The sequence below is a fragment of the Variovorax sp. PBS-H4 genome (assembly GCF_901827205.1).
GTDB lineage: Bacteria > Pseudomonadota > Gammaproteobacteria > Burkholderiales > Burkholderiaceae_C > Variovorax.
Window position 1 is genome coordinate 4,244,534 of sequence record NZ_LR594675.1, and the last position, 16,106, is coordinate 4,260,639.

Here is a 16,106-nt window from a genome sequence, read left to right on the forward strand (position 1 = left end):
CGCGTCAGCGGGCCTTGAGCTCGGGAAAGAAGAAGGCGATTTCGACCTTTGCCGTTTCGGCGGCGTCCGAGCCATGGACGGCGTTGGCATCGATGCTGTCCGCGAAGTCGGCGCGGATGGTGCCGGGGGCTGCCTTCTTGGGGTCGGTGGCGCCCATCAGGTCGCGGTTCTTGGCGATTGCATCCTCGCCCTCGAGGGCCTGCACGAACACGGGACCCGAGATCATGAAGCTGACCAGATCCTTGAAGAAGGGGCGCTCCTTGTGCACCGCGTAGAACTGCTCGGCGTCTGCCTGCGACAGCTGCACCAGCTTGGCAGCGATGATCTTGAGGCCGGCGGCCTCGAAGCGGGAGACGATCTTGCCGATGACGTTCTTCGCCACGGCGTCGGGTTTGATGATGGAGAGGGTGCGTTCGATGGCCATTGAAGTGCTTTCTTGAGTGCTTGGATTTTGATGAGTTCCGTCAAGCCGCAGCGACAGGCTGCGCTCCCTTGACAAAGCCTCTGATTTTAACCGGCGCGGCCAGCAGCGCCCGTGACGGGCGCGTGAATGAACCTCGCGCGATCGCGCGATTCAGCGGCCGCGGCGCCGCCCGCCGCCCTGCCCGCCGAAATTGCCGCCCGAGGGCCCTCCCCCGCCGCTGCGGCGGGGACCCGCGCGCTGCTCCTTGCGTTGACGCGAGAAGCTGTCGGCGCCGATATAGCCGAGGGAGGTTTTCATCGGATCGGGCTGGCTGTTGCCGCCGCCGCCGCCTCCCGGAGCCCGGTCGTCGCGCTTGCCGCCCTGGCGGTTGCGGCGGGCCTGTCCCTGCCCCGGTCCTTGCGGAGCGCCGCCGTTGCCGCCGCGGCCGCGGGCGTTGGGACCGCTGGTCAGGGGATTCGGGATCGGCGGCTCGCGGCCCTCGGCCTGGGCACCGCCGCCGCTGCGGTTGCCGCGGCGCTTGCGATTGCGGTTGTTGCGCCCGCCGCCGTCCTGGCCGCTGCCCTTCGGGCCGGGCGCGCCTCGTGCGGGGCGCTCTGCGCCCACCGCCTGGAACAGCGCGCGGATGTCGCGCTCGTCCAGCTCCATCCAGGCGCCGCGCTTCAGGCCGCGCGGCAGCACCATGGCGCCGTAGCGGATGCGGATCAGGCGGCTGACCGCGTGGCCTACCGATTCGAAGAGGCGGCGCACCTCGCGGTTGCGGCCCTCGGAAATGGTGACGCGGTACCAGCAGTTCGAACCTTCGCCACCACCGTCCTCGATGGTGCCGAAATGCGCCATGCCGTCGTCGAGGCGCACGCCTTCGAGCAGGCGCTGCTTCTCATCGTTGCTCAATGCGCCCAGCACACGGACCGCGTACTCGCGCTCCAGGCCGAAGCGCGGATGCATCAACTGGTTGGCGAGCTCGCCGGAGCTCGTGAAGAGCAGCAGGCCCTCGGTGTTGAGATCAAGCCGCCCGACCGACTGCCACTTGCCCTGCGGCAGGCGCGGCAGCTTTCGGAATACGGTGGGGCGGTTCTGCGGATCGTCGTGTGTGACGACCTCGCCGACCGGCTTGTGGTAGGCGATCACGCGCGCCGGTGGCGGCGCGATGCGGTAGCGGATGGGCTTGCCGTTGAGCTTGACCTGGTCGCCGAACTGGATGCGCTGGCCGATGTGGGCCGGCTCGTTGTTGACCGAGATGCGCCCCTGCAGAATGAGCTGTTCCATCTCGAGTCGGGAGCCGAGGCCAGCCTGCGCCAGCACCTTGTGCAGCTTCGGAGAGTCGGCCTCGGGCAGCAGCACGCGCTTGAGCGGCGGCACCTCGGGACTGTCCTCGTCGGCGTCGAACTGGCCCGAGACGACGTCGACGAAGCGGATCGGCTCGGGCGGCGGCGCATTGCGCTGCTCGCGCTCGGCGGCACGGCGAGCGCGATCCAGGTCGTCTTCCTCCTCGTCCGGCTCGTCCTCTTCTTCCTCGTCCTCATCGGTGGCCCGGTCAGCCACCGGCACCTGGGGTTGGGACGCAGGTGGTGCCTCCACGGCAGCGTCTGGCGCCGCCGGCACTGCTGGCGCAACCGACATTGCTGGCACATCCGGCAGATCCACATCCGCTGCGCTCGGTTCACTCGGTGCGCCCGGTGCAACCAGCACGACCGGCGCGGCGGCATCGTCGGTCTCCGCGGGCAAGACCTGCGCAGCCGGCTTGCGACGGGGCGCCCTGCGCTTGCGCGGCGCCGCTGCGGCCGCTTCGCCCTCGGGTTCGGTGCTGGCTTCGGCGGGCTGCGCAGAAGACGCCGCCAGTTCTTCCTCGGACACGGGTCCGGGCGGCAGCATCGCTGCGTCTTGAGGATCGGATGGGCTCATGGTCGGGTTCCGGAACGAACGGCGGGGGAGTCCTCCTCGTCGGCATCGATACCAGCATCGGCATCGGAGCCAGGGCGGGAAGAAGACTGAAGCTCGGACTCGAGCTCGGGGCGAACGCGGGCGGCATGCAGTGCATCGTCCGGCTCGAATTCGGGAGCTGCTTGGGATTCAGGGTCGGGCAGCATCTCGGGCCCTGCTTCTGCGGTCGGCGCCATCGGGGGCAACAGCGCCGGGTCGACAGCGTCTTCGGCCTGCACTGCCACTTCGGTCTGCGCCTCGGCTTGGAGCTGGTCGGAACCGGCCTCGCTCTCCGAGCCGGCGCCGGCTTGGGCCGCGGGTTCGTCGATCGGCAGGCCGGGTTGCCGGTCAGCGGCCTGGGCCAGGGCCTCGGCGAGGCTGGCCTGCTGAGCCGGCGTCTCGATCACCGGGAGCTGATCGAGTGATTCCAGGCCCAGGTCGTCGAGAAACTGGCGCGTGGTCGCGTAAAGCGCAGGCCGGCCCACGGTTTCGCGATGGCCGATGACCTCGACCCAGTTGCGGTCTTCAAGCTGCTTCAGGATCAACGAGTTGATGGTGACACCCCGGATGTCTTCCATGTCGCCGCGTGTGACCGGCTGGCGGTAGGCGATGATGGCCAGCGTCTCCAGCGCGGCGCGCGTATAGCGCGGTGGTTTTTCGGGGTGCAGGCGGTCGAGATGGTCGCGCAGTTCGGGGCGGCTCTGGAAACGCCACCCATTGGCCACGCTCACGAGCTCCAGGCCGCGTTGGGACCAGTCTTCCTGCAGCTCGTGCAACAGCGACTTGATCGTATCGGCACCCAGTTCGTCATCGAACAGCACGCGCAGTTCGCGCACCGGCAAGGGCTGGGTCGAACAGATCAAGGCGGTTTCGAGAATGCGCTTGGCATCCGCCGTATTCATGGTTCGCGGTATCCGGGAAAAGGCGCCTTGCAGACGCTTGTTTTTCAGAAGGATGGAAGAAGCGCTGCCGGCTCTCGGGCCATGGACAGCGAAGCCGGCATCGAGGGCCGGCGCGGCCCTCGGGCCGTCAGGCGCGATTGTAATCCAGCCCCCAGGCCTGCATAGCCTGCACCAGATCAGGAGGCGGCACGGACTGAAACTCCATCGGGGCACCAGTGACCGGATGCGCGAAGGCAAGCCTGAAAGCATGCAAGGCCTGTCGCGCGAGTCCTGCCGCGGCGAGGCCGCCATAGAGCGTGTCCCCCACCAGCGGATGTCCGATGGAAGCCATGTGCACGCGGATCTGGTGCGTACGCCCGGTCTCCAGCGTGCAGCGCACGGTGCAGCCCTGATCGTTGCTGTCCAGGGCTTCGATCAGTGTGCGCGCCGGCTTTCCGGAATGGCGCTCGAGGTCGACCACCGCCATGCGCAACCGGTTGCGCGGATCGCGGCCGATCGCTGCGTCCACATGGCGCGCGGCGGCACCTTGCCAGCTGCGGTGCGCGAGTGCGAGGTACTGGCGCTTGACTTCGCGGGCGGCGATGAGCGCCACCAGCGCATCCATCGCTGCACGGCTGCGCGCCACCACCATGAGGCCGCTGGTGTCACGGTCCAGCCGATGGACGATGCCCGCGCGGGGCAGCAGCGCAGCACGCGAATCGATCGCCAGCAGCCCGTTGAGCAGCGTGCCGCTCCAATGGCCGGGGGCCGGATGGACGACCAGGCCCGCCGGCTTGTCGATGACGCGCAGGTGCTCGTCTTCGTGTACCACCGTGATCGGCATGTGCTCCGGTTTGAAGGCCTGGCTCTGCGGCGTCGGCCGCAGCTCGATGCTGCCGATCTCGCCGGCATGGACCGTGGCGGCGGCCTTGGTGGCGACGCGATGCTGGATCGCGACAGCGCCCGCCTCGATCAGCTGCTGCAGGTAGCTGCGCGAGAACTCGGGCACCAGCGCCGCCAGTGCGCGGTCGAGACGCTGCCCGTGCTGCGCTTCGTGGATCAGGAAGCTGCGGGTCTCGCTGGGCTCGGCCAGCTCGGCGCCCTCTTCTGGCTCGACCCCGTCCGGAGGCTCGCCCAGAGGGGTGGCCGATATAATTGAAGGCACTGTTTTCACGAAAGCCTGATGTGATGAGTCGCGCCAAATTATCGGTTGTCCCCGCCTGGCTGGCCTTGTGCTCGGCCGCATGGCTGGTGGCCGGCTGCTCGTCGACCTCGACCGACAAGACGGCGAACTGGAGTCCCAACCGCATCTACTCCGAAGCGAAGGAGGAAGCGGACTCCGGCGCCTACGACAAGGCCGTCCCCCTGTTCGAAAAGCTCGAGGGCCGCGCCGCCGGCACGCCGCTCGCGCAGCAGGCGCAACTGGACAAGGCCTTTGCACAATACAAGTCTGGCGAGAAGGCGGCCGCCATCGCGACCCTCGACCGGTTCATGAAGCTGCATCCGGCCAGCCCGGCGATGGATTACGCGATCTATCTTAAGGGCGTGATCAACTTCAACGACGATCTCGGCATGTTCGCCTGGCTCACGCGGCAGGACCTGTCCGAGCGCGATCAAAAGGCGGCCAAGGAATCGTTCGAAGCGTTCAAGGAATTGGCCACCCGTTTCCCCGACTCACGCTACACGCCCGATGCGCGCCAGCGCATGAACTACATCGTCAACTCGCTGGCCCAGTACGAGGTGCACGTTGCGCGCTACTACTACACGCGCGGTGCCTACCTGGCGGCCATCAACCGTGCACAGCTCGCGCTGGCCGACTATCGCGAAGTGCCGGCGCTCGAGGAGGCGCTCTACATCATGGTCCAGTCGTACGACGCGCTCGGCATGACCGATCTGCGCGACGACGCGAAACGCGTGCTCACGACCAACTATCCCAAGAGCGAGTACCTGGCGCGCGGTTTCCGCGGCAAGGACGACCCGTGGTGGAAGCTCTGGTAGCGAAGCGAGAAAAAGGCCCGATTCGGGCCTTTTTCTTTTTCAGGGCGTGACGAGCTCACGCAGCGCGGCCTCGAAAGCGGTCTCGTCGTCCAGCCGCCGCATGGGCGGCAAGGCGGACAGCAGCCGGCGCCCATAGCCCATGGCAACCAGCCGCGTGTCGCAGATCGCCAGCACGCCTCGGTCGCTCTCGCGCCGAATCAGGCGGCCAGCACCCTGCTTGAGCGCCACCGCGGCCTCCGGAAGCGAATACTCGCCGAAGGCGCTGCGGCCCTGCGACTCGAGGCGCTGCGAGCGCGCCTCGACCAGCGGATCGTTGGGTGGGGGAAAGGGCAACTTGTCGATGACCACCAACTGCAGTGCGTCGCCGGGCGCGTCGAAGCCCTCCCAAAACGAGGCCGAGGCCACCAGCACGCAGCCCGCGCGCCCGTGCGAGGCGCCCTCTCGGAAGCGCTCCATCAGTACCCGCTTGGGCAGCTCGCCCTGCACCAGCACCTCAGGCCTGCGTGCCGGATCCATGGGCTCGAAGTGCTGGCGCATGGCGTCGCCGATGGTGCGCAGGGCGCGCAGCGTGGTCGTCAGCACCAGCGTGCGCCCACCCAGCACGGCTGCTCCCTGGGCGGCGAGCCGCGCCACCTGCACGCTGTGGGCCGGGTCGCTCGGCTTCGGAAACACGCGCGGGACGTAGAGCGCCGCCTGGCACGCATAGTCGAAGGGACTCTGCACGCGCAGCACTTCGGCGCTCTCAAGGCCGCAGGGTTCGGTGAACCACCGCAGCTTCGGGTCGTCGCCCAGCGTAGCCGAGGTGAACACCCAGGCGCGGCCCTGCTCCTGCGCATCGCCCTGCCCGGTCTTGAGGACCCGCGTGCGCACCGCCTCGGCGATGTCCAGCGGCGACTCGACCAGCCTCAGCTGCGTGCCCACGTCCACCCAGCGCACCGATTCCGGCGCGCAAGGCTTCGCGAAGCGCGCCGCGCGCTCGGCCAGCTGCTCGGCCCGCTCGTGCAGGCGCACGAAGTCGGGGGAGAGTTCGCTCACGGTGTCCAGGCCGCGCGCCGCTTCCGCAAAGGCGTGCTTCAGCGCCTCGAGCGCGGCTTGCCAGGTATCGGCCGGCACCCCGTCCGGTGCGGGGCCGGCCCAGCGCAGCTTGGTCCCCGGCCATTGCTTGCCGGCGGCCAGGCGCAGTTCCCGGGCGGCGTGCTCGGTCGCTCCAACCAGCTGCTGCCAGTCGACCAGGCCGCGCGCGTGCTGCAGGCCAGCGGCAAGCATGTCACGCGCGAAGTCCAGCGCCTGGCCGCTGCCCAACTGGGCGCCAAGAAACTGCACCCCGGTTTCGTTGAGCTGGTGGGCCTCATCGAATACCACCACACGCACGGTCGGCAGCAATTCGGCCATGCCCGACTCGCGCACCGCCAGGTCGGCAAAGAACAGATGATGGTTGATCACCACGACATCGGCGGCCATGGCCTCGCGCCGGGCCAGGTTGACGTGGCAGGGCTTGAACTGCGGGCACTGGGCGCCCAGGCAGTTGTCGCGGGTGGAGGTGACCAGCGGGATCAGCGGCGAGCGCTCGTCGAGGCCAGGCAACTCGGCCAGGTCGCCGGTGCGGGTGGCCTTGGACCATTGCTCGATCTTCGCCAGCGTGCGCAGGCTGCCGCGCTCCGGCAGGCTCGTGTCGTGGCGCGCCTGGTCGAGCCGGTGCAGGCAGAGGTAGCTGGCGCGTCCCTTGAGGAGCGCCGTGCGCAATGGCAGCCCGAGCGCCTCGACCAGGCGCGGCAGGTCGCGGCCGAAGAGCTGGTCCTGCAGCGCCTTGGTGGCGGTCGACAGCAGCACGCGCTCGCCACTCAGCAGCGCCGGTACCAGGTACGAGAAGGTCTTGCCGACGCCGGTGCCGGCCTCCACCACCAGCACGCCGCCCTGGTCGATGGCACGGGCCACCGCCAGCGCCATCTGGGTCTGGCCCGAGCGTTCGCGAAACTGCTCGGCGGCCTGCGAGAGCACGCCGTCCTGGGCGAAGGCGGCCTGGACTTCGGCCGCGAGCTGGCCGTCTTCCCGGGGCGCGCGAACCGGCTCGACGGACGCCGTGTCCGCCTCGAAGTCTTCGGGCCAGTCGACGATCGACATCAGGCAGGCTCTTGCGGGTCGAGCAGGCGCTCCAGCCGCGCAATGCAATCGCGCAGAAACAGCCGCTTCTTCTTCAGCCGGCGCAGCAGCAGATCGTCGCGCGGGGCGATGCTCTCCGCGAGCCGGTCGATGGTGGCATTCAGGTCTGCATGCTCCATGCGCAGGTCGATCAGCTGGCGAGAGAAGGAGTGGAGATTCAGGTCCAAGGGATGATGCGAAACGTGACGGAGTGCTTTCCGGCTTCGCTCTGGTTGACTCGATAATGTACGTCCTCGTTCCCACTCGCCAGACCCATGCAGGACTCCGCCAGCACAGCCGCGCCACCGACCCGAGGCTATCGGCTCGCAGCAGCGACCGGCCTCCACAAGGGAGACCGTCCGTACCAGCAGGACCAGGTCCTCGTGATGAACCACCCGCGGGTGGCGGGCTGCGTGCTCGGCGTGATCGCCGATGGGATGGGGGGCCGCAGCGGCGGGCGCAAGGCCTCGGACCAGGTGCTGATGACGGCGCGCCAGCTGTTTGCCCGCTACAAGCCGGGGCGCGATGAAGCGGTGCATGTGCTGCGGCAACTTCTCGAGGACGCCAACACCGTCATCAAGCTGACCGCCCTGTCCAGCGAGCAGGAGCCGCACAGCACCATGGCCGCCTTCCTGATGAATCCTGAGGGCGACTGCGCCTGGATCCATGCCGGCGACTCGCGCATCTATCACTTCCGGCGCGGGCAGTTGGTCAAGCGCACCAAGGACCACTCCTACGTGCAGGCGCTGGTGGACCGCGGCGAGATCAGCGAGGCAGAAGCCAACATCCACCCGCAAAGCAACATCCTGCTCGGATGCCTGGGCATGAAGTCCATGCCGCCGCCGGTCGACATCCACCTCGTGCCCAAGCTGGAGCCCGACGATCTGTTGTTGGCCTGCAGCGACGGGCTCTGGCACTACTTCACGCCGGAGGAGATGGGCCGCGTACTGGCCGACCAATCGCCGCGCAGCGCCGCAGAGCTGCTGGTGGCCGAGGCACGCAAGCGCGCCCGCGGAACCGGCGACAACATTTCGCTGGCCATCCTCAAGCTCGAAGCGCTTCCCGACCCGCACGAAGCCGAAGAAGACTGAAGAACGCCCGCGTGCCCCCGTTCAGGGCGGCGCCGGCAGCGGCGCAGAGCGCGGCTTGGTGTTCTCGGCGTTGCGCCGCTCCCGGTCGCGGCGATGCTGCTCCGCCCTTTCGAGCCTGCGCTCGTGGGCCTCGCGATTGGCCGGGGCCTCGGCGCGCCGGCTCGCGGCCTTGGCCTGCTCCTCGGCATGGGCCCGCTGCTTGTCTTCGAACTGGCGTTGTTTCTCGGCTGCCTCGGAGGCCAGGCGGGCGCGGTCCTGCGCATGGTCCGCGGCGCGCTGTTCGCGCTCCTGTTGCGACTTCAGCGACCTCTCCTGCTCGGCCGCAGTGTCCTGCGCGCGCGGGTTGGCCTTTTTGTCCTCGAGCCGATCGAGCGCCGCCGCGCCGCGCCGCTTGCGCTCGATGTCATTCATTGCCGCCTCCTGGCGCTTGATGTTCTCGGTGGCCTCCCTGCGGCGGCGGCGGCTGTCGTCAAGGCACCCCTGCACGGCGAACTTCTGGTAGCAGGCCGCCTGCTCGGTGGCGAAGCGCTCCTCGATCGTCTTGCGCTCCTGGTCAAGGCGCGTGCGCTCGGCGTCGAAATTCGCCTGGCCGCTGGAGGCGGTGGTCTGCGCCCACGCTGGCACGGCGCCGAGGACGATCATCAGCGAAAGAAGCAGCTTCTTCATGTGAGGCGGGTGTCCACGATGCGGCGCTCCTGCGCAAGGAACTCGGTCGATTGCATCTCGTTGAGCCTCGAGACGGTACGCGGGAATTCGTGGGCCAGGGGCCCTTCGGTGTAGAGGGCTTCGGGGGGGACTTCGGCGGACATGATGAGTTTCACGCGTCGATCGTAGAACACGTCGATCAGCCATGTGAAACGACGCGCTTCAGAGGCCATTCGCACCGGCATGTGGGGCACATCGGAGAGCAGCACGGTGTGGAACTGGCTGGCGATCTCGAGGTAGTCGTTCTGCGAGCGGGGGCCGCCGCACAGGGTCTTGAAGTCGAACCAGACCACGCCCCCGGCCTTGCGCCGCGCATGGATCTCGCGCGCCTCGATGTGCAGGACCGGGTTCTCGTCGGCGCTCTCGGCGAGCCGCTCGAAGGCGTGGCGCATCTCCTTGTCGGCCGCGGCGCCGTTGGGCGTGAGGTACAGTTTGACCTGCTCCAGCGTGCGGCGGCGGTAGTCGGTGCCGTTGTCCACGTTGACCACTTCGAGGCGCTGGTTGAGCAGCTCGATCGCCGGCAGGATGCGGTCGCGGTGCAGGCCGCCCGGATAAAGGTCGTCGGGCCTGAAGTTGGAGGTGGTCACGAAGCCCACGTCATTTTCGAACAGCGCCACCAGCAACCGGTGCAGGATCATCGCGTCCGTGATGTCCGCGACGTGGAACTCATCGAAGCAGATCAGCTTGTAGCGCTTGGCGATGCGGCGCCCGAGCTCGTCGAGCGGGTTGACCGTGCCCTGCAGTTCGGCCAGTTCGCGATGCACTTCGCGCATGAACTCGTGGAAGTGAAGCCGCGTCTTGCGCCGCAGCGGCACTGCATTGAAGAAGCAGTCCATCAGGAAGCTCTTGCCGCGCCCGACCCCGCCGTACATGTAGACGCCGCGCGGGATCTCGGGCCGGTTGATGAGCTTCTTGAAGGCGTTGGAGCGCTGCGACTTGTACGCCGCCCACTCGCTCGCGCAGCGATCGAGCGCCTCCACGGCACGCAGCTGCGCGGGGTCGCTCTGGTACCCCCGCGCAGCCAGCTCCGCTTCGTAGGCCTGTTTGACGCTCAAGGGGTCAGAAGTTGAGCGTGCGCTTGTCCACCGCGAGCGCCGCTTCCTTCGTCGCTTCGGACAGCGAGGGATGCGCATGGCAGATGCGCGCGATGTCTTCGGCGCTCGCCTTGAACTCCATCGCCACCACGGCCTCGGAGATCAGCTCGCTGGCCATCGGGCCGACGATGTGGACGCCGAGAATCTCGTCGCTCGCCGCATCGGCCAGGAACTTGACCATGCCCGTGGTGTCGCCGAGCGCGCGGGCGCGCCCGTTGGCCAGGAAGGGGAAGGTGCCGGCCTTGTAGGCGCGACCCTCGGCCTTGAGCTGCTGCTCCGTCTGCCCGACCCAGGCGATCTCGGGCGAGGTGTAGATCACCCAGGGGATGGTGTTGAAGTTCACGTGGCCATGCTGGCCTGCGATGCGCTCGGCCACTGCGACGCCTTCTTCTTCTGCCTTGTGGGCAAGCATCGGGCCCCGTACCACGTCGCCGATGGCCCACACGTTGGGCAGGCTGGTGCGGCATTCGTCGTCGACGACGATTGCGCCGCGCTCGTCCAGCTTCAGGCCCACCGCCTCGGGGTTGAGGCCGATGGTGTTGGGCACGCGGCCGATGGAGACGATCAGCTTGTCGACCTCCAGCGTCTGTGCCTCGCCCTTGGCGTTGGTCCACGCGACCGTCACGCCCTTCTTGCCGGACTTGACTTCGCCGACCTTCACGCCGAGCTCGATCTTCAGGCCCTGCTTGACGAAGGCCTTGTGCGCCTCCTTGGCGATCTGCTCGTCCACCGCGCCCAGGAAGGTGGGCAGCGCTTCGAGCACGGTGACTTCCGACCCCAGCCGGCGCCAGACCGAACCCATCTCCAGCCCGATCACACCCGAGCCGATCAGCGCCAGCTTCTTCGGTACGGAGGGGATGCGCAGCGCGCCGTCGTTCGAAAGGATGTTCTCCTCGTCGAAGTCCGCGCCCGGCAACGCACGCGGGTTGGAGCCCGTCGCCACGATGATGTGCTTGCCCTCGATGGACTCCTCGGCAGCGCCGGTCACCTTCAGCTCGTAGCCCGCGCCGGAAGCCTTCGCAAAAGCGGCCCGGCCATGGAAGAAGGTGATCTTGTTCTTCTTGAACAGGTAGGTGATGCCGTCATTGTTCTGCTTCACCACCGCGTCTTTGCGGCCCAGCATCTTGTCGATGTCGAGGCCCAGGCCTTCGACCTTGATGCCGTGGTCGGCAAAGTGCTTGCCGGCATGCTCGAAATGCTCGGAAGACTGCAGCAGGGCCTTCGAGGGAATGCAGCCGATGTTGGTGCAGGTCCCGCCCAGGGCCGGGCCGCCCTTGGCGTTCTTCCACTCGTCGACGCAGGCGACGTTGAAGCCGAGTTGCGCCGCGCGGATGGCCGCGATGTAGCCACCGGGGCCGCCACCGATGACGATGACGTCGAATTGCTTGTTAGCCATGATTTTCTTTCAGAGGTTGCATCGGCCGTACCGTTCGTTGCATTCGCGGCAAGCGCAGCGAAGCCTGTTCGGAGACCCCGCGGAACCGGCTTTGCCGGGCCGCTGGGGTCGCCCCTTGAGGGGGGAGGCGGCTACACGAAGTGAGCAAGCAACGGGGGTGGGTCAAATGTCGAACAAGAGGCGAGCGGGATCTTCCAGCGCTTCCTTCATGGCGACCAGGCCCAGCACGGCCTCGCGGCCGTCGATGATGCGGTGGTCATAGGACATCGCGAGGTAGTTCATCGGCCGCACCACGACCTGCCCGTTCTCGACCACGGCACGGTCCTTGGTGGCGTGCACGCCCAGGATGGCCGACTGCGGCGGGTTGATGATGGGCGTGGACAGCATCGAGCCGAACACGCCGCCATTGGAAATGGAGAAGGTGCCGCCGGTCATCTCCTCGATGCCCAGCTTGCCGTCCTTGGCCTTCTGGCCGTATTCCGCAATCTTCTTCTCGATGTCCGCGAAGCTCATCTGGTCGGCATTGCGCAGGATCGGCACCACCAGGCCGCGCGGCGAACCCACCGCGATGCCGATGTCGAAGTAGCCGTGGTAGACGATGTCGTTGCCGTCCACGGAGGCGTTGATCACCGGGTACTTCTTGAGCGCATGCACCGCGGCCTTCACGAAGAAGCTCATGAAGCCGATCTTCACGCCGTGCTCCTTCTCGAACTTCTCCTGGTAGCGCTTGCGCATTTCCATCACGGGCGCCATGTTGACCTCGTTGAAGGTGGTCAGGATGGCATTGGTGGACTGCGACTGCAGCAGGCGCTCGGCGATGCGTGCGCGCAGGCGGCTCATCGGCACGCGCTCTTCCGGGCGATCGCCGAGATCCGGTGCCGCGGCCGGCGAGGCGACCTGCGGCAGCGCCGCCTTGGGGGCGCCCGTGGGAATGGCAACCGGCGCAGCAACCTTGGCCGTGGCGCCGCCCGCGACCGCGCCCAGCACGTCACCCTTGGTGACGCGGCCGTCCTTGCCGGTGCCGCTCACGTCGCCGGTCGTCAGCTTGTTGTCGGCCAGCAGCTTGGCGGCGGCCGGCATCGCAACGTCGGACTTCGAGCCGCCCGTAGCAGCCGGTGCGGCTGCTGCGGATGCCGGCGCGGGGGCTGTGGCAGGCGCCGCCGGTGCCGCGGCGGGCGCAGCCGCGCCGGCCTTGGCATCGGTGTCGATCTTGGCGATCACCTGCTCGGCAACGACCGTGGCGCCGTCGCCGGCGACGATCTCGGCCAGCACGCCGGCGGAAGGCGCCGGCACCTCCAGCACGACCTTGTCGGTCTCGATCTCGATCAGGATTTCATCGACTGCGACGGCTTCGCCGGGCTTCTTCTTCCATTGCAGCATCGTGGCCTCGGCCACTGATTCGGACAACTGGGGAACTTTGACTTCAACGATAGACATTTTGGGATTCGCTTCGCTTCGTGTTTCTTGAGTGAGGTTGTTCTACTTGGTCAGCACGAAGCCCTTGAGCTTGGCGAAGGCGCCGTCGACCAGCGCCTTCTGCTGCTCCTGGTGCAGGTGGGAGTAGCCGACGGCCGGGGACGCCGAGGCGGCGCGACCCGAATAGCCGAGCTTCTGGCCTTCCTGCAGGTTCTCGTGGATGTTGTGCTGCACGAAGAACCAGGCGCCCTGGTTCTGCGGCTCGTCCTGGCACCACACCACGTCGACGAGATTCGGATACTTCTTGAGTTCGGCGCCGAAGGCCTTGTGCGGGAACGGGTAGAGCTGCTCGACGCGGATGATCGCCACGTCGTCGCTGCCCTTCTCTTCCCGCTTCTTGGCCAGGTCGTAGTAGACCTTGCCCGAGCAGGCGATCACGCGCTTGACCTTGTCGGCCTTCAGGTCCTTGTTGTCGGGAATGACGGTCTGGAAGCTGCCCTTGGTGAACTCCGACAGCGGCGAGGTCGCGTCCTTGTTCCGCAGCAGCGACTTCGGCGTCATGATGATCAGCGGCTTGCGCAGGCTGCGCACCATCTGGCGGCGAAGCACGTGGAAGATCTGACTCGCGGTGGTGGGCTGCACCACCTGGATGTTGGTGTCGGCCGACAGTTGCATGAAGCGCTCCAGGCGCGCCGAGCTGTGCTCGGGGCCCTGCCCTTCGTAGCCGTGCGGCAGCATCAGGGTGATGCCGTTGACACGGCCCCACTTCACTTCGCCCGAGGCGATGAACTGGTCGATCACGACCTGCGCGCCGTTGGCGAAGTCGCCGAACTGCGCCTCCCAGATCACCAGCGTGTTGGGGTCGTTCGAGGCATAGCCGTATTCGAAGGCCAGCACCGCCTCTTCCGACAGGATGGAGTCGATGACGACGAAGGGTGCCTGGTTGTCGGCCACGTTCTGCAGCGGCACGTACGTGCCTTCATCGAACTTCTCGCGGTTCTGGTCGTGCAGCACGGCATGGCGGTGGGTGAAGGTGCCGCGGCCGCTGTCCTCGCCCGAAAGCCGCACCGGATAGCCGCTCGCCACGAGCGAGGCAAAGGCCATGTGCTCGCCCATGCCCCAGTCGACATTGATCTCGCCGCGGCCCATGGCAGCGCGGTCGTCCAGCACCTTCTTCACGAGCGGATGCACCGTGAAATTGTCGGGTGCCTTGGTGAGGCGCTCGGCCAGCCGCTTCCATTCCGCGGTCGGAATGGCGGTGTCGCCGGCATCGGTCCACTTCTTGTTGAGGAAGGGGCTCCAGTCGACCGCGTACTTGCTCTTGAAGTTGGTGAGCACCGGGTCGGAGGTGTTCTTGCCGGCGTCGAAGGCCGCACGCTGCGCCTTCACCATGTCGTCGCCGAGCGTGTCGCCCAGGCCCTGGGCAGCGAGCCGGTCGGCGTAGAGCCTGCGCGTGCCCGGGTGGGCAGCGATCTTCTTGTACATCAGCGGCTGGGTGAGCGAAGGCGTGTCCTGCTCGTTGTGGCCCAGCTTGCGGAAGCAGATGATGTCGACCACCACGTCCTTCTGGAACTCCATGCGGAACTCGAGGGCCAGTTGGGTGGCCAGCACCACGGCCTCGGGGTCGTCGCCGTTCACGTGCAGCACCGGCGCCTCGATCATCTTGACGACGTCGGTGCAGTACAGCGTCGAACGGCTGTCGCGCGGATCGCTGGTGGTAAAGCCGATCTGGTTGTTGATCACGATGTGCACCGTGCCGCCGGTGGAATAGCCGCGGGTCTCGGCCAGCGCCAGCGTTTCCATCACCACGCCCTGGCCTGCAAAGGCGGCGTCGCCATGCACGATGACCGGCAGCACCTGTTTGCCCAGCGGATCGGCGCGGCGGTCCATGCGGGCGCGCACCGAGCCCTCGACCACGGGGTTGACGATCTCGAGGTGCGACGGGTTGAAGGCCAGGCTCAGGTGGACCGGGCCGCCGGACGTCGAGACGTCGGAGCTGAAGCCCTGGTGGTACTTGACGTCACCGCTGGGCAGGTCCTCGGGTGCGGTGTGGTCGAACTCCGCGAACAGGTCGGCAGGCATCTTGCCCAGCGAATTGACCAGCACGTTGAGGCGGCCTCGGTGGGCCATGCCGATCACGATCTCCTGCACGCCCTTGATGCCGGCCTGGTTGATCAGCTCGTCCATCGACACGATGAAGCTCTCGCCGCCTTCCAGCGAGAAGCGCTTCTGGCCGACGTACTTGGTGTGCAGGAAGCGTTCCAGGCCCTCGGCGGCCGTCAGGCGCTCCAGAACGCGCTTCTTTTCGTCGGTGCTCAGCTTGGGGTTGGTCCGCGCGCTTTCGAGCCGCTGCTGCCACCAGCGCTTCTGCCCCTGGTCGGTCATGTACATGTACTCGGCGCCGATGGTGCCGCAGTAGGTCTCGCGCAGCGCGTTGAGCAGGTCGCGCAGCGACATCGTGTCCTTGCCGAAGAAGGTGTTGCTCGTGTTGAACACCGTCTCCAGGTCGCCATCGGTGAAGCCGTAGAACGAGGGCTCCAGCTCGGGGATTGCCGGGCGCTCGGTGCGCTTGAGCGGATCGAGGTCGGCCCAGCGCGCGCCGACGTTGCGGTAGGCGGCGATCAGCTGCTGGACCGCCGTGCGCTGGCGGCCGAGTTCGGAATCGGCTCCGCTCGCCTGCACCACCTTGGTCGTGCCTTGTTTGGCGCGCTCGGCAAAGGCGTTGATGACAGGCTGGTGCGGAACGTCGCGCGTGGCGCTGCCGTCGGCGGCCGGCACGTTCTGCAGCGCATCGAAGTAGGAGCGCCAGTTGTCGGGGACGCTGCCGGGATTGGCGAGATAGTTCTCGTACATCTCTTCGACATAGGGGGCATTGCCGCCGAAGAGGTAGGTGTTGCCCTGGTAGGCGTGATAGATGGACGCGGAGGACGTCGAATCGCTCATGTTGCGCTGACCTTCGCTTCCCTGAGGGAAGCATTAGCTGGTTTGAGAAACCTTCCGCGACACGGCTGAACCGGTTGGCGGATGCGACTGTGGCTGGGG

13 protein-coding genes are annotated in these 16,106 nt (G+C 67.3%); 2 read left to right on the forward strand and 11 right to left on the reverse strand.

The features are described from left to right. Positions 1-4: 4 nt before the first annotated feature. The 4 genes from ndk to E5CHR_RS20170 all read right to left on the reverse strand — a co-directional run bounded on the left by ndk (position 5) and on the right by E5CHR_RS20170 (position 4,390). Complete coding sequence (gene ndk, locus E5CHR_RS20155; protein ID WP_162581487.1) at positions 5-424, reverse strand: nucleoside-diphosphate kinase; 420 nt, start codon at positions 422-424, stop codon at positions 5-7. Between the two features lie 150 nt (positions 425-574). Next, positions 575-2,326, reverse strand: coding sequence for a pseudouridine synthase (locus E5CHR_RS20160; RefSeq protein ID WP_162581488.1), 1,752 nt, complete (start codon positions 2,324-2,326; stop codon positions 575-577). Further along, the gene (gene scpB / locus E5CHR_RS20165) at positions 2,323-3,246 is read right to left on the reverse strand and encodes an SMC-Scp complex subunit ScpB (RefSeq protein WP_162581489.1); all 924 of its coding nucleotides are present in this window, start codon (positions 3,244-3,246) and stop codon (positions 2,323-2,325) included. The genes E5CHR_RS20160 and scpB overlap by 4 nt, the downstream gene beginning before the upstream one ends. 127 nt (positions 3,247-3,373) lie before the next feature. Further along, the gene (locus tag E5CHR_RS20170) at positions 3,374-4,390 is read right to left on the reverse strand and encodes an RluA family pseudouridine synthase (protein WP_232062311.1); all 1,017 of its coding nucleotides are present in this window, start codon (positions 4,388-4,390) and stop codon (positions 3,374-3,376) included. A gap of 23 nt (positions 4,391-4,413) precedes the next feature. Here E5CHR_RS20170 and E5CHR_RS20175 point away from each other — a divergent pair, with 23 nt between their 5' ends. Then, positions 4,414-5,223, forward strand: coding sequence for an outer membrane protein assembly factor BamD (locus E5CHR_RS20175; protein WP_162581491.1), 810 nt, complete (start codon positions 4,414-4,416; stop codon positions 5,221-5,223). 39 nt (positions 5,224-5,262) lie between these two features. Here E5CHR_RS20175 and E5CHR_RS20180 read toward each other — a convergent pair whose 3' ends face one another. Both E5CHR_RS20180 and E5CHR_RS20185 read right to left on the reverse strand, forming a co-directional pair. Further along, positions 5,263-7,344: an ATP-dependent DNA helicase gene (locus tag E5CHR_RS20180; RefSeq protein WP_162581492.1), complete on the reverse strand. Its 2,082-nt coding sequence runs from the start codon at positions 7,342-7,344 to the stop codon at positions 5,263-5,265. Beyond that, on the reverse strand, positions 7,344-7,550 hold the full coding sequence (locus tag E5CHR_RS20185) for a DUF465 domain-containing protein (RefSeq protein ID WP_162581493.1): 207 nt from the start codon (positions 7,548-7,550) through the stop codon (positions 7,344-7,346). The genes E5CHR_RS20180 and E5CHR_RS20185 overlap by 1 nt, the downstream gene beginning before the upstream one ends. Before the next feature lie 87 nt (positions 7,551-7,637). Here E5CHR_RS20185 and E5CHR_RS20190 point away from each other — a divergent pair, with 87 nt between their 5' ends. After that, on the forward strand, positions 7,638-8,453 hold the full coding sequence (locus E5CHR_RS20190) for a PP2C family protein-serine/threonine phosphatase (protein WP_162581494.1): 816 nt from the start codon (positions 7,638-7,640) through the stop codon (positions 8,451-8,453). Between the two features lie 21 nt (positions 8,454-8,474). On the opposite strand, the gene E5CHR_RS20195 is transcribed toward E5CHR_RS20190, so the two are convergent. The 5 genes from E5CHR_RS20195 to E5CHR_RS20215 form a co-directional block, all read right to left on the reverse strand. Then, the gene (locus tag E5CHR_RS20195) at positions 8,475-9,119 is read right to left on the reverse strand and encodes a hypothetical protein (protein WP_162581495.1); all 645 of its coding nucleotides are present in this window, start codon (positions 9,117-9,119) and stop codon (positions 8,475-8,477) included. Then, entirely contained in the window at positions 9,116-10,213 is a 1,098-nt protein-coding gene (gene zapE, locus E5CHR_RS20200) for a cell division protein ZapE (protein WP_162581496.1), read from the reverse strand. The genes E5CHR_RS20195 and zapE overlap by 4 nt, the downstream gene beginning before the upstream one ends. Positions 10,214-10,217: 4 nt before the next feature. Next, a complete protein-coding gene (lpdA, locus tag E5CHR_RS20205) occupies positions 10,218-11,648 on the reverse strand; it encodes a dihydrolipoyl dehydrogenase (RefSeq protein WP_162581497.1) in 1,431 nt (476 codons plus the stop codon). A gap of 162 nt (positions 11,649-11,810) precedes the next feature. Further along, positions 11,811-13,085 (reverse strand): 2-oxoglutarate dehydrogenase complex dihydrolipoyllysine-residue succinyltransferase, encoded by a 1,275-nt coding sequence (gene odhB, locus E5CHR_RS20210; protein WP_162581498.1) that lies wholly within the window; start codon positions 13,083-13,085, stop codon positions 11,811-11,813. Positions 13,086-13,127: 42 nt separating this feature from the next. Next, positions 13,128-16,007 carry a 2-oxoglutarate dehydrogenase E1 component gene (locus tag E5CHR_RS20215; protein ID WP_162581499.1) on the reverse strand — a complete coding sequence of 960 codons (2,880 nt, stop codon included), beginning with the start codon at positions 16,005-16,007 and terminating at the stop codon, positions 13,128-13,130. Positions 16,008-16,106: the final 99 nt, after the last annotated feature.

Bases quoted from the DNA above. Each gene is read 5' to 3' on its own strand.
- E5CHR_RS20215 (WP_162581499.1), bottom strand. From the start codon at position 16,007: ATGAGCGATTCGACGTCCTCCGCGTCCATCTATCACGCCTACCAGGGC.
- E5CHR_RS20190 (WP_162581494.1), top strand. From the start codon at position 7,638: ATGCAGGACTCCGCCAGCACAGCCGCGCCACCGACCCGAGGCTATCGG.
- ndk (WP_162581487.1), bottom strand. From the start codon at position 424: ATGGCCATCGAACGCACCCTCTCCATCATCAAACCCGACGCCGTGGCG.
- E5CHR_RS20195 (WP_162581495.1), bottom strand. From the start codon at position 9,119: ATGAAGAAGCTGCTTCTTTCGCTGATGATCGTCCTCGGCGCCGTGCCA.
- scpB (WP_162581489.1), bottom strand. From the start codon at position 3,246: ATGAATACGGCGGATGCCAAGCGCATTCTCGAAACCGCCTTGATCTGT.
- lpdA (WP_162581497.1), bottom strand. From the start codon at position 11,648: ATGGCTAACAAGCAATTCGACGTCATCGTCATCGGTGGCGGCCCCGGT.
- E5CHR_RS20180 (WP_162581492.1), bottom strand. From the start codon at position 7,344: ATGTCGATCGTCGACTGGCCCGAAGACTTCGAGGCGGACACGGCGTCC.
- E5CHR_RS20175 (WP_162581491.1), top strand. From the start codon at position 4,414: ATGAGTCGCGCCAAATTATCGGTTGTCCCCGCCTGGCTGGCCTTGTGC.
- E5CHR_RS20160 (WP_162581488.1), bottom strand. From the start codon at position 2,326: ATGAGCCCATCCGATCCTCAAGACGCAGCGATGCTGCCGCCCGGACCC.
- odhB (WP_162581498.1), bottom strand. From the start codon at position 13,085: ATGTCTATCGTTGAAGTCAAAGTTCCCCAGTTGTCCGAATCAGTGGCC.